Source organism: Chitinophaga sp. YR627, assembly GCF_900114995.1.
In the GTDB taxonomy this organism is placed as follows: Bacteria; Bacteroidota; Bacteroidia; order Chitinophagales; family Chitinophagaceae; genus Chitinophaga.
In genome coordinates this window covers 1,605,778-1,618,784 of sequence record NZ_FOUX01000001.1, presented here as the reverse complement: position 1 = coordinate 1,618,784, position 13,007 = coordinate 1,605,778, and the positions used below count along the sequence as shown (strand labels likewise).

Sequence of the window (13,007 nt, the reverse complement as noted above, 5' to 3'; positions counted from 1 at the left end):
ATATTATTTTACTCTACTGTTACTTTCTTTTCCAAAAGGTAACCTGCCGTTCAAAAAGATAATGTTGGGATTAAAATTGATATCAGCTACATATAGTTACTGGCAAGTACCCTTTTGCACATAAGCCCCAAATGAAAACTAAATATTATTTGTTTTTTATTCATTTCCACCACCTCTTACTTCCTACTTAGTATATACCAGACAGGTAGATCGGTTTGTTACTTCCCTGTCCCCACAGATCCCCGTGGTTGGAGTTCCTGACGATTGGCGCAATTTCATATATACGTGGTTGTCTGCTCACTTTTTATTTATTCCAGTAATATTAATTTTTTCAAATTAATCATATCATAATAATACCAAGCACAAAAAAGCAAAGCCAATCTAAGATTGGCCTTGCTTTTTTGTAGGCATCGTCTATGTTGTATGTCAATAATTCCTAAAGTAAAAAATTAATGGAGACACTTTCTGTTTGAGATAATAGTCATCATATGTGAAAATTTATAAACTTATCCATATTAGATTCTATTGCCTGGGTATAAATTCATCACCACTTTACTCAGCAACCGCCTGTGCGGGGTGCACGTTTATAAATTACTTTACCCTCTCGTTCTATATAGTCGCCGGCTACGATTGCGTAAGAATACTTAGGTGCATACGATACAAAGTGACTTCTTATAATTATCTTGTCATTAACTTTCAGGCTATGCAGCTGCTGAAATTCATTAGACTTTTCCAGTCCAAAACTAAGAATATAATCCTCCCCATTAATCCTGGCCATCACGCCGAAACCTAATCTTGAACCTGCCGGAAGAGAAAGAGAGGTTATAACAGCCTCCATATTGGCAGAAGTACTTGTCGGCTTTCTTATTTTCGCGGCACTGGCAAGCACTTTTAGACCTGCGGGAGAAGCCTGCCATTGTTTGAACTTTATATCTTCAAGGGTAGCCTCCCATTGTTTGAATCCGGCATTCCTTCCAGGGGTAGAGACTATGTTTGGGGTTGATTTTTTAGAAGTTTCCTTTTTAATCTCCCGATTAGCAAATACTAATCCGCTTACCACAACCAATGGTAAGATCAGTGCATAAATAGCTTTTTTCATATTTTTTGTGCGTTTAGTTAATATAGATCTATCTCCTGATAAATCAGGTCCGTTTAGGGCATTTCTTTCGTTTTTCATATCCTTTTCAGGCTTGTGCAACAAAAGTACTTTGCTTTATTTCAGGCTAAGGGACATGGAATGTAAATAGTAGTGTAAAAATTTGTAAATACTGTCTTTACAGTATCCTTGTCAGGGAAATTTCATTCGATAAAATGTTGCAAATGAGCGGATTATCATGAAGTGCATCAGTTGTATATGAACACTAGATCACATTGTATATATTAGCTTTTTTTAACAACAGAGATATGCACTTAGAATTAAAATATTCAGAGGAGATCGATTACCTCATTCTGAATATCCGCAAAGCACACGAAAAGAATGACCTTGAAGCATTGGGTGACCTTGCCGAGTATGCTCGTGCTCACGGCGTCTTTTATCGTGATTTTGAAGAGAAACTTGCTGAACTTTTCGGACTTCTCCTGAATATTTCACTTGACCTTTTACGTAGTCCCCTGATTTTTAAATCCGAAAAGATCTGGTGGTTTATAGACAAATGTTATGATATCCACTTTCATCAGATCCGACTAGCGGAATATCCACCTGAAACCGCCAAATTGTTTTTTACTTTGACAAAAGCTGTACTCCAGCCCGAATTTCATAAACTAGATGAGAGCGATTCAGAACAATATATATATTGGTATAGTACCTGTGTCTATTTCATAATAATGGTAGACCACTGGTTTTCAACCAGACGAGATGAATTTCTCGAACTATATGCGCTTTTACAGCCCTGGGTCAGAAATGGAAAGAACGGTCACTTAATTGAATACTGGATGGAGAGCTACAATGAGTTTAACCCGGGAAGCGAACAACAATCCAGCGTATGATCTGCTAACGGGCATGAAAAAGCCAAAGCAGCTCTTTGAGCTGCTTTGGCCTGTTAAGCTATGCCTGTCAATAAATCACATATTTTCATCCGGAATCTCATCCAGACTGTAATAAACGTTTAACCCCATCTCAAGAGCCTTCCTTACATCCTCATCTGCTCCTTTGGATGCACCTTCAATTCTAAGTACAGCATCACATTTTTCCAGCATGCGATGCGCCACAGGATACTGGATCTCCGTCCATATTTCATCCCCCGTTTGTTGGGAGCCGGCAAGACGAATCAATGGCAACGCCATCCATTCTCCAATAAATGGAATATGTCCTTTCTTAAATATTGGTAGTGCAACTGATTCCAGCTTTTCCAGATTTTTCTTCATCAGGTCAGGGTTATCATTGGTCCCGCTCCGATAGGGTCCGGCAATTAAGATTAGCATGTTTGTTATTTCTTACAAAAGAAATCAGAATTCTGCAATCCAGACTTAAGGTAGATTAAGTTATTTATCGGGAAGCTGTCTTTTACGAATCAAACTCAGAAACTCAGGGGTAATGCCAAGATATGAGGCGATTTGCTTCTGAGAGACATTGCTTACAATCTGGGGGTATTTTTTGATAAACCGGACATAACGTTCTTCCGCATTAAGCGTCAGGTTCTCTATGCTACGCAATTGTTCCCGTGTATAAGCGTTTTGCATCAGAATGCGAAAAAATCGTTCAAACTTTGGAATAGCGGTTAACAACCGATCAAAATCGGCTTTATTTAACATTAAAACGCAGCTGTCTTCAATGGCTTCTATAAAGGTCATGCTTGGCTTTTCATTCAGGAAGCAATACATGTCTGTCAACCACCAATCCGCCATTGCAAACATAATAGTTGATTCCTTCCCCCTCCCATCGAGACAATAGGATCTTAAAACCCCTGTATTGATGTATATAAGCTTATTACAAATCTGGCCTTCTGTGATTATAGTTGTCTTGTTGGGTATCTCCTTATATATCAGTAGGGAAATAAAATGTTCTTCTTCTTCCGTGGAAAGAGAAATATGTTTGCCTATGCTTTGTAAAATTGCGTTATGTATTTCCATCAAATGGTTACGCCGGACAGCTGCTATCGGGTAATTTAATTTGTTAATATCCGCTAAGTAACAGCAATTTATTTACAATTAGTAGTAACTGATTCGGAAATATACGCCATAAGGGCACTTAGAATGCAACGCTAAGGGATAGCCAAGGTAATCTTTAATACCGCCGCATAAAATGGTAAAGCATTTCTTTCGGGAAAAACTATTGCAAGATCAGAAGAGGAACGCTCAAAAGGCAACTCTCCTGCCTTGCCCAACAATTCTATTTTCAGGATCTCCCGTGACTCAAGAGGACTACCAGCTGCCAGGCTCCTGATCTTCCCCTTACCCTTGTCCGGCCATTTCATAAATGTAGCATACAATACGTTTCCCTTCGTGCTAAATCGTATGTCCGCCGCTTCGTAAGGGCGATTTTTCCCTTCATTAAAACCCTGCGCACTCAAAGGAACAGCATTTTCCATCGATGGTCCTTCTCCAAATATTTTCCATGGTCTTGTACCATATATACTCTCGCCATTAGTATGCATCCACTGCCCTATCTCTTCCACGATCTGGCGTTCGTCCTCATCAATGCTACCATTACCACGTACCGGTATACTAAGCAGTAAGTTGCCATTCTTACTCACTACATCTACAAGCGTCTGTACAATGGTCTGCGCACTTTTATAACCATGTCTTTCATAGACACTACGGTCGTAATGCCAGTTGCCAATGCATGTATCCGTCTGCCATGGCAATGGTTCAATACTATTACTCTGTCCACGTTCAATATCCCATACCATACATTTACGCTGTTCTTCGTCCAGTATTTTGCCATTAATTACCACATCCAGCCTGTTTCTTTTCCTGATACTCCGGTTGTAATAATGTGCTGCGATTCTAAGTCCGGCGTCGCTGACCGGCCATAGTGGTAAAGCTGTATCATCAAAATATACCAGATCCGGATCATATTTGTTGATCAGGTCGATAGTTCTGTTATAGAATTTTTCACAATAGTCCCTGGTCGGAGGACACACTCCGTTCCCCCAGTTCCACTGACGGTGTATCATGCCATTATCAAGACTATTTTCGCTCAGGGGATGATCCTGCGCATAAAGGGCCTGAGGATCAAGTTTATTCCACCACTTGTTTTTACCATCGCTTTTTCTCAATTTTCCATCATAAGGAATGTTAGCATAAGGCCCCTTTGTATCGGCGCGCTGAGCGGTCTCCATCCAACTCCATGTATGTGCAGCATGTACACTAACCCCAAAATGGAGACCCTGATTTCTGGCTGCTTTGGCCCATTCTCCGATCAGGTCCCTTTTCGGCCCCATTTTGACACTATTCCATTCCGGCTGATACTTACTGTCAAACAAATCCATGTTGTCATGATGGTTTGCCAATGCTACAAAATATTTAGCACCAGCCCTTTGATACAAAGACAATAACTCTTCAGGATGCCATTGTTCGGCATTCCATTCATTTATCACATCCTTAAACCCAAATTCCGAAGGATGACCATATTTTTTTAAATGAAAATTATAATGATGAGTTCCTTCCATATACATCTCACGGGCATACCAGTCACCATTCTCAGGCTGACACTGCGGTCCCCAATGTGCCCATATACCAAACTTAGCATCACGATACCATTCCGGTATTTTGTAATTTGACAAAGATTCCCACGTAGGACTAAACGGCCCATTAATCATTTTCTCTCCCGACCCTATACTAATTCCAGACCTGCCTGACAGATTGTTTGACAAAATTGTAGCAGGTAACGCCATTCCCAATTGCTTTAACAATGTCCTTCTGTTCACTTATAATAAATTAAGTGTTATAAATACAATTAACATTGCTTAAATTAGGTAATAAATTCAATATAATTGCATTAAAAGAACAAGACCCGCCACGTTTATGCAGTTTCGTATCAATGAAGCAATAAAACATTAAACCTAAATTTACAATAACTATGAAAAGGCAGATACTTGCCATGGCAGCTTTTTGTATGGCCTATGTAACCGGGCATACGCAGGCGATTGTTACCCATGCGCCTCCAGGATTTGATACCCTGCGCAACAATATTATCCACGGAAAGATTGATACTATCCGGTATTCGTCGGCAACTGTAGGTACCACCCGCAGTGCCCTGGTTTATACGCCTCCCGGGTATTCTAAAAAGAACAGATATCCTGTGTTGTATCTACTGCATGGTATTGGTGGCGATGAGAAAGAATGGCTCAATGGCGGCACTCCTCAGGTAATTCTGGACAACCTGTATGCCGATAGCAAATTAGTACCAATGATCGTAGTTATGCCGAATGGAAGAGCTATGAAGGATGATCGCGCTACTGGTAATATCATGGCGCCCGACAAAATCCAGGCATTCTCTACTTTTGAACAGGACTTACTTCGGGACCTTATTCCCGCAGTGGAAAAGCAGTTCCGGGTGTTTACCGACAGGGAGCATCGTGCCATTGCCGGTTTATCTATGGGAGGAGGCCAATCGCTTAACTTTGGTTTAGGTAATCTCGACAGGTTCGCCTGGGTAGGAGGTTTTTCATCAGCGCCTAATACCCGAAAGCCTGACTTACTGGTTCCTGATCCTGAAAGAGCGAAAAAGGAGCTTAAGCTACTTTGGATTTCATGTGGCGATAATGATAATCTGCTCAGCTTCAGCAAACGTACACATGACTACCTATATGAAAACAAAGTACCACACATCTACTATATAGAACCGGGTAGACATGATTTCAATGTATGGAAAAATGCACTTTACATGTTTTCCCAGTTGCTATTCAAGCCAGTTGACCCCTCTGCTTTTACGAAGTATACGGTGCTCGGTACACCTGCAGTCACTAATGTACGTAATGCCGCTTTTCCGCAGGTATTGCCCGACAACCGTGTTGCATTTCGCCTGAAAGCTCCACAGGCCCAAAGGGTGCAGATCGATCTTGGTAAAAAATATGATCTCATAAAAGATACTGCAGGATATTGGACAGGTACCACTGATTCCGTTGGTGAGGGATTTCATTATTACTCGCTGTTGATTGACGGCTTAGCAGTGGCAGACCCTGCCAGCGAAACCTTTTTTGGAATGGGACGTATGGCTGCTGGTATTGAGATCCCTTTTGCTGATGGCTCTTTTTATGCGCTCAAAGACGTCCCTCACGGCGACGTACGCATTAAACGCTACTATTCACCGGTAACAAACTCCTGGCGCCGCTGTTTTGTATACACACCTCCAGGCTATGATAGTGCCGTAAATCAGCGATACCCTGTTCTATACCTATTGCATGGTGGTGGCGAGGACGAACGAGGATGGAGTACACAGGGAAAAACAGACCTGATTATCGACAATCTCATTGCTGCCCGGCAAACTAAGCCTATGTTGATAGTGATGATGGATGGCAATGTCTCTACAGGAAACTTTAATGAGCAATCGTTGAGGGCCTTTGAAAATGAGCTGATGAATGTTGTTATCCCATTTACTGAAAAAAATTTTCGAACAATAGCGAATGCGGAACACAGAGCGCTGGCGGGCCTGTCTATGGGCGGCATACAAACGCTTTATGCAGGTGTCAATAACACTGAAAAATTCGCTTATCTGGGCATCTTTAGTTCCGGTTGGTTTGGCGGACAACAACCAGTAGCAGAGCAACAATATGAATTTATGAAGCAGTCGGCAGATAAAATCAATGGCAACCTGAAACAATTTTGGATCGCCATGGGAGGAAGAGAGGATATCGCCTATAATAACTGCCAGAATATGCTGACCAGATTTGATGAATTGAAAGTTAAATATAGCTACAGCGAATACCCTGGTGGCCATACCTGGCCTGTTTGGCGTAATAACCTCTACAAGTTTGCTCAGTTGTTATTTAAATAACAACTGAGCTTTGAGGAAGATATATTCTTTGCCCTACACGGTAATTAAATCTGTTAGCTTTTTATTTTACTTCCAGACTAAACTCTTATAGATGTAAATGCACTTTGTATCACTTGCCCTATCTCATTTTTTATGATCAATTCAGAATCCCTGGGTTGATAGTTAATACACTTCATTGAACCATTTTTGTCAAGCACAACGCTGTCATCCCATGTAGATCTTACTATGTACTCATAGGACCTCACTTTATAACCTTTCTTTGCCGCATACCTGATCAGCGAGGCATAGGTCGGTTCATTCAAAAAGTGCCCTTCATCTTTTACAGGATAGGTTCTTTTATCCAGGTGATTGTCGGCCAGGATACCTTCCGCAAGGAAAACATTATAACCCTGCTGATACAAGGCGCTTAAAAGTGATTTGGTAAAAAGTCTATGCTGCGGACGGTAATGTGCTTCATTGATCAGTAGAATCCGATGTTTCGCAGCTTCTCTGAGAATAAGTTCGCGCGCATCAAGAATATGCTTATTACTGAGCGTAATCCGAATAGGTTCTTTCGGTGTAATGATCGAATCTTCATATACCATACTTTCATGGTAATATCCTGCAACAGACAACGAGGACAGATTCATTTCTACGGCATCAGGACCCCGGCTGTTCCTCGCGATTATAGAGTCTGCAAAATCATACCTCGGATTACCCGGTTCGGCCCGGTCTGCCGATAATAAAATGATAAGACAAAAGATGGGAAGGACAACGGCTTTCATGGGTGTGATTCTTCATCAGGATCATATGAGAAAGTACCGTGATCGGGAAATCCGGCTAAGAACAGGGAATAAGGAAATAGTTGTTACGAGTTCCATGAATCAGGGGAATGTTGGTCGATAGTGGTAAGCAATCTTATAAATTAACGAACGGACTATTGATATAGTATATTTCCGGTAATACTTTTTATAAATACTTTGCAAAGTATACAAGTAAAACATGAAACGAGCCAGTTGCTATTATCTTGCACGACTGTTGCTACCTACGTACATTATACCTTTCAATTAGATAGCACAATTTAAATATATCACGGTATTTCAATACAAAAGAGCGCCTCTGCCCCCTTGTCTTTTTTCTTAACATTTTTGTCTAACAAAATAAATATTTATCGCATATTTGTATTGTCAGACGAAAGCGTTAACATTTAAATGAGAACCCGTGCGCGTAATTATCCGATCATTAAGTTATGTGCATCCGGACAATGCAGAGCTATTCCATGATTTGAACCTTGTCTTAAACGAGGGGGACAAAGCCGCATTAGTTGGAATAAATGGTGCCGGAAAGTCAACACTATTGCGCATGATGTCCGGACAACTGCAGCCAACAGCCGGAGAGATCATCAGTGCCGAACAAGCCTGGTATGTACCGCAACACCTTGGTGAATATGACACATGGTCGGTAGCCAGGGCGCTGGGGGCCGATGCCAGGCTAAATGCATTACAGGCGATCCTGGCAGGCAATACTGATTTACAACACTTTACTACACTGGGCGACGACTGGGATATTGAGCACAAAGTGAAACGGGCCCTGGAGAAATGGGGACTCAGACATATCGATGTGAATCGCTTACTCGGGAGCCTGAGCGGCGGTCAGAAAACAAGAGTCTTCCTGGCTGCCATGGATATGAACAGTCCTGCACTTGTTTTGCTTGATGAGCCCTCCAACCACCTGGATAGAGGAACCCGGATGAAGCTTTACCATATGATCATGCAAAGCAGGTCCACCATGTTGATCGTTAGTCATGACAGATCATTGTTGAATCTTATGACCAAAATTCTGGAACTCAATGAAAAGGGCATAGAGGCATTCGGCGGTAACTTTGACTTCTATCAACGTAAAAAAATGGAAAAGGTCCATGCCTTGCGTGCTCGGCTAAACACGCAATCCAAAGCATTGAGGGAATCAGAGAAAAAGGCGGAAGACATGGGTGGACTGAGAGCCCAGCAGGAACTTAAGGGGAGATCGGTGGGACTCAGCAACTCCATACCACGTATTATCGCTGGCGGATTAAAAAATAAAGCAGAGCGCAGTACCGCAAGAATGCTGAATGCCCACGAAGAAAAAGTTGCTAGCCTTCGTCATAACATTGAAGCAACCAAAGCCATGATCGAGGAATATGAACTGCTGAAATTCGATATCAGGACGCCCGAACTAACGCCTGGAGAAGTGCTCATTGATATAGCAGATGTCAACTTCAAATATACCGATAGCACATTATGGCATAACCTTAGTTTTCAGATCAGATCAGGCGAAAGAGTGCGGATCGAAGGAGATAATGGAAGTGGAAAAACCACTTTATTGAAGATCATCACACGCCAGTTACAACCCTTCGCCGGCAGCTATAAAAGTACAGATTTCTCTTATTTCTATCTTGACCAGCACTACTCAGCAATAGATCCGGCACTCACTATTTATCAACAAATAGAATCCTATAATAAATATGGATTGGAAGAAGAGGAACTCAAACAACTACTTGTATATTCTCAGTTTAATCCGGATTATTTTGATAGAAGATGTGCAGGTCTGAGCGGTGGAGAAAAGATGAAACTATTGTTAAGTTGCCTGCTGGTAAGTAACCAGGCGCCTGACGTACTCATTCTGGACGAACCTGGCAATAACCTGGATGTGCAGAGCCTGGGAGTATTAACCCTGGCAGTGAAGAATTTTGGAGGTACCTTATTAGTGATCTCTCACGACGAATACTTCATCAACGAGATCGGAATAGACTATAGCATCAATTTAACTTAAAAAAACATGCCGCTTAAAAACACTGGTACGGAGCAACTCATAAAAGATACTGCCAAGCAACTACTGTTTGCTGAAGGAAAACTACACGCCACCACGCAGGAAATAGCAGATGCCGCCGGCGTTAACAGAACAGCCCTGCACTATTATTTTCACTCCCGGGACCAGCTTATCTCCGCTGTATTTCAGGATGCGATGCACGGGCTGAGTCAACGTCTGGATGAATGTATGCTGTCGGAAACTTCTTTCAGGGAAAAAACTGCAAATATCGTCGCTGTGTTTCTGAAAGACATGATGGCTTTCCCTTACCAGGAAACATTCCTGATTACCGAAATCAATACCTTCGGTAAGAAACTGATCACGAACATTAAATCAGAACCCGTAAAGTCTTATTTAAAAGAGGCTGCCGATGAAATGGAAAAAGGTACGATCAATAAAATGGATCCGATTCATTTCTTAATGAATTTATTCTCCCTGATGTCCTACCCCTTGATCATGGCGCCTCTCTATAAAAAACTATTTCGTGTGTCGGAAAAGGAATTCCAGCGATTAATAGACGAGCGCGGAGGAATTATTATGAATATGCTGTTTAAACGGTGATGACGCTGATATTCGAAATGAGGAATGTTGCCTGTCGCCGCGTGCAACCGGCCCGCCATGTGCATAGTGGAATAATAAATGATCAACATAACAGCTAAAGCGGACAAACAACTTGTACACAAAGATGTTAACTTCATCATCTTACCCAATTTAACCTCAACAATCCCATATGCACAAAAAAATCATTCCCGCTATCGCAATGGCGCTATCCCTGTATGCATGTAAAAAAGAAGTCACGGAAAACAAGTTACCTATTCCTGCTGCTTTGGCTGACATACAGTCATCTTCGAATCCCGACACCGTTTATGGTTCAGACTGGTCGGGCATTGTACAAACGGTGCGTGTTACAGGCCGGTCGGCTGATTACGACACCAGTAATGTTGTGGACGTTGACGTACCGGACGATTATGTACTTGTTGGCGGTGGCACTGTAGGTGTATATCTGTGGATGCAGTACACAGGCTATATCACAGCTGCTATTCCCGACGCCAACTTAAGAACATGGCATACCGCCTCCCAGTCACATAATGTTCCTTATGCGCATCAGCTCAACTCCTATGCTATTGGTCTGAAGATACAGGGCGTAAGCCGGGAAGAGCTGATCTCACACCTGCAGGTGCTATCCGACACTTCGAGCGGATCGTCATTATATGCAGGCATACAGATCGATACTTCCCGCTACAGGCTCATAGGCGGTGGCGGCAAGGTCACATCCGATAATAACGGCCTGCTGCTTTCCAGCACGTTTCCTTATGAGATCTACTGGCGTGTTACTCCAAGAGCATTCAGAGGTTATTCTAATGGCCAGTCAGTAGCTACAGCCATTGGCATCAGTAAAGAATTCCTGGCACTCAAAGGTCTTGAAACCGATGAGGAGTCTGGTGAATCATGGATCAACCTCACTACAATTCTTGGTGAAATACCTATCGATAGCAGCTGGGCAGTGACCGCTGCAGGGGCTTATTCTGAATACCTGTCAGGCATCATGCCCTCGACACATGGTATGTATGCTGCAGGTAATGATCCCCTAAATTCCGTAGATCCATATATGTACACTTATATGCTAAGAATGAGAAAGAAACTGCCTGTTAACTGATAACAGCAATGTCCCCTTACCGGCATATAAAATGCTAAACCCTCTTCTGTAGAGGGTTTAGTATTTGTGCTCCTGATAAGATTCAGATGTTGAACACGACTCCTGACGCCCATCTTCAGCATTGCCCGCCAATATACCACCTGCTTATATCCTCATCCTTAACATATGGGTAACATTCAATAGCTACTTTGTTGGCAAATGAATTTGTACTAATGAAATATCAAGCAATTACACTAGCTGCATTGGCAATTGTATCCTTAAATGCATGTAAAAAGAATGACAATGCAGGAACAACCATCGTTTACCCAGATATGGCGGAAGCAGATAATCCTGCCATATTGTTTACTACTGCTGCGGGCGTTAAGGTATATAATGGCGGGTACGGATCAGCAGTAGCGGCAGACCCAACGCAAAAAGATGTGTTTTATATGCTTACGGACCGCGGATCGAACGTGGCAGGACAGGTAGCTAATTCAATTATTATTGGCAAACCTGATTTTATACCGCAGATCGGGAAGTTTCGTCTGAAAGATGGTAAACTGATCCTGGAGCAGGTAATAGAATTAAAGAACGCAGCCGGCGACAAATTAAATGGCCTTCCTAATCCGGCAGGCATGGGCGCATCCGGGGAAATAGCCTATGACCTGAACGGAAACATACTTACTCCAAGTCCGGATGGGATCGATTCAGAAGGATTAGTGGCAGCTGCAGACGGCACCTTCTGGATAAGCGACGAATATGGTCCGCATATAGTGCATATAGATGCAACAGGAAAAACGATCGAACGCATCAATCCTTTCGGTACCGGCACAGGCAACCGCAAATTACCCGCTGTATTTACTAACCGCCGGGCTAACCGCGGAATGGAAGGATTAACGATCACACCTGATGGCAAAACGTTGGTCGGCATGATGCAATCCCCTATGTACAATCCTTCCAAAACAGCTGTTGCTAACTCTACCGTTCTGCGGATACTGACATTTGACATTGCCACAGCAGCTACCAAACAATATGCCTACCTTATGGATAATACAAGTCTCACAGGAGTAAGTGAAATAGTTGCTGTGAATAGCACTACATTTTTAACGCTGGAGCGTGATGGTCTTTTCGGTGGAGCTACTACTAACCCTGCCACTTTCAAAAAGGTATTTAAGATAGACTTAAGCAATGCAACGGATATTTCTGATCCGGCCAATGGTGCCACTGGTAAGCTGTATAATGGTAAGACTGTAGAAGAGTTGAATGACGTTGCCGGTTTAAAAGGAGCAGGCATTACTCCTGTTACCAAGACAGTTGTACTCGATCTGTTAAAAGATCTGCCTACTGTCTATCCACACGATAAAGCAGAAGGATTGGCACTATTACCAGGTAATATACTTGTTATTTCGAATGATGATGATTTTGGTGTGGTAGACAACGGAGCAAGCGGCTTTTCTCAAAAAATACTGTCTTCGGGATCTATAGATCGTAACCGGTTGTACTTCAAAAAGATCACTTTATAGGATATCTTTGGTGAAAGATATCATCTACTAACTATTACGACTAATTTATTCGTAAATATTTCGCTACGGGCATACAGACTTACAA

General features: G+C 42.3%; 11 protein-coding genes. 6 read left to right on the top strand and 5 right to left on the bottom strand.

All coding sequences use genetic code 11. The features are described from left to right. Window positions 1-556: 556 nt before the first annotated feature. Window positions 557-1,177 carry a hypothetical protein gene (locus BMZ72_RS06005; RefSeq protein WP_255373124.1) on the bottom strand — a complete coding sequence of 207 codons (621 nt, stop codon included), beginning with the start codon at window positions 1,175-1,177 and terminating at the stop codon, window positions 557-559. A gap of 227 nt (window positions 1,178-1,404) precedes the next feature. Here BMZ72_RS06005 and BMZ72_RS06000 point away from each other — a divergent pair, with 227 nt between their 5' ends. Next, window positions 1,405-1,986, top strand: coding sequence for a hypothetical protein (locus BMZ72_RS06000; protein WP_089806207.1), 582 nt, complete (start codon window positions 1,405-1,407; stop codon window positions 1,984-1,986). Window positions 1,987-2,061: 75 nt separating this feature from the next. Here the strand turns inward: BMZ72_RS06000 and BMZ72_RS05995 are convergent, their stop codons facing one another. From BMZ72_RS05995 to BMZ72_RS05985, 3 genes are all read right to left on the bottom strand, one after another. After that, a complete protein-coding gene (locus BMZ72_RS05995) occupies window positions 2,062-2,364 on the bottom strand; it encodes a hypothetical protein (protein ID WP_218155209.1) in 303 nt (100 codons plus the stop codon). Window positions 2,365-2,481: 117 nt separating this feature from the next. Then, complete coding sequence (locus tag BMZ72_RS05990; RefSeq protein WP_089806202.1) at window positions 2,482-3,069, bottom strand: Crp/Fnr family transcriptional regulator; 588 nt, start codon at window positions 3,067-3,069, stop codon at window positions 2,482-2,484. 131 nt (window positions 3,070-3,200) lie between these two features. Continuing rightward, window positions 3,201-4,835, bottom strand: coding sequence for an alpha-L-fucosidase (locus tag BMZ72_RS05985; protein WP_177222687.1), 1,635 nt, complete (start codon window positions 4,833-4,835; stop codon window positions 3,201-3,203). A gap of 185 nt (window positions 4,836-5,020) precedes the next feature. Here BMZ72_RS05985 and BMZ72_RS05980 point away from each other — a divergent pair, with 185 nt between their 5' ends. Further along, window positions 5,021-6,937, top strand: a complete 1,917-nt coding sequence (locus BMZ72_RS05980; protein WP_089806198.1) for an alpha/beta hydrolase-fold protein — start codon at window positions 5,021-5,023, stop codon at window positions 6,935-6,937. Window positions 6,938-7,014: 77 nt separating this feature from the next. On the opposite strand, the gene BMZ72_RS05975 is transcribed toward BMZ72_RS05980, so the two are convergent. Next, window positions 7,015-7,701, bottom strand: a complete 687-nt coding sequence (locus BMZ72_RS05975) for a hypothetical protein (protein WP_089806197.1) — start codon at window positions 7,699-7,701, stop codon at window positions 7,015-7,017. A gap of 436 nt (window positions 7,702-8,137) precedes the next feature. Here BMZ72_RS05975 and BMZ72_RS05970 point away from each other — a divergent pair, with 436 nt between their 5' ends. The 4 genes from BMZ72_RS05970 to BMZ72_RS05955 all read left to right on the top strand — a co-directional run bounded on the left by BMZ72_RS05970 (window position 8,138) and on the right by BMZ72_RS05955 (window position 12,922). Next, the gene (locus tag BMZ72_RS05970) at window positions 8,138-9,727 is read left to right on the top strand and encodes an ABC-F family ATP-binding cassette domain-containing protein (protein ID WP_089806195.1); all 1,590 of its coding nucleotides are present in this window, start codon (window positions 8,138-8,140) and stop codon (window positions 9,725-9,727) included. Between the two features lie 6 nt (window positions 9,728-9,733). Beyond that, window positions 9,734-10,324: a TetR/AcrR family transcriptional regulator gene (locus BMZ72_RS05965; protein WP_089806193.1), complete on the top strand. Its 591-nt coding sequence runs from the start codon at window positions 9,734-9,736 to the stop codon at window positions 10,322-10,324. Between the two features lie 169 nt (window positions 10,325-10,493). Next, window positions 10,494-11,420 (top strand): hypothetical protein, encoded by a 927-nt coding sequence (locus BMZ72_RS05960; RefSeq protein ID WP_089806191.1) that lies wholly within the window; start codon window positions 10,494-10,496, stop codon window positions 11,418-11,420. 212 nt (window positions 11,421-11,632) lie between these two features. Next, a complete protein-coding gene (locus tag BMZ72_RS05955) occupies window positions 11,633-12,922 on the top strand; it encodes an esterase-like activity of phytase family protein (protein WP_089806189.1) in 1,290 nt (429 codons plus the stop codon). Window positions 12,923-13,007 lie beyond the last annotated feature (85 nt).

Bases quoted from the DNA above. Each gene is read 5' to 3' on its own strand.
- BMZ72_RS05995 (WP_218155209.1), bottom strand. From the start codon at position 2,364: ATGAAGAAAAATCTGGAAAAGCTGGAATCAGTTGCACTACCAATATTT.
- BMZ72_RS05960 (WP_089806191.1), top strand. From the start codon at position 10,494: ATGCACAAAAAAATCATTCCCGCTATCGCAATGGCGCTATCCCTGTAT.
- BMZ72_RS05965 (WP_089806193.1), top strand. From the start codon at position 9,734: ATGCCGCTTAAAAACACTGGTACGGAGCAACTCATAAAAGATACTGCC.
- BMZ72_RS05990 (WP_089806202.1), bottom strand. From the start codon at position 3,069: ATGGAAATACATAACGCAATTTTACAAAGCATAGGCAAACATATTTCT.
- BMZ72_RS05975 (WP_089806197.1), bottom strand. From the start codon at position 7,701: ATGAAAGCCGTTGTCCTTCCCATCTTTTGTCTTATCATTTTATTATCG.
- BMZ72_RS05985 (WP_177222687.1), bottom strand. From the start codon at position 4,835: ATGGCGTTACCTGCTACAATTTTGTCAAACAATCTGTCAGGCAGGTCT.
- BMZ72_RS05955 (WP_089806189.1), top strand. From the start codon at position 11,633: ATGAAATATCAAGCAATTACACTAGCTGCATTGGCAATTGTATCCTTA.
- BMZ72_RS06000 (WP_089806207.1), top strand. From the start codon at position 1,405: ATGCACTTAGAATTAAAATATTCAGAGGAGATCGATTACCTCATTCTG.
- BMZ72_RS05980 (WP_089806198.1), top strand. From the start codon at position 5,021: ATGAAAAGGCAGATACTTGCCATGGCAGCTTTTTGTATGGCCTATGTA.
- BMZ72_RS06005 (WP_255373124.1), bottom strand. From the start codon at position 1,177: ATGAAAAACGAAAGAAATGCCCTAAACGGACCTGATTTATCAGGAGAT.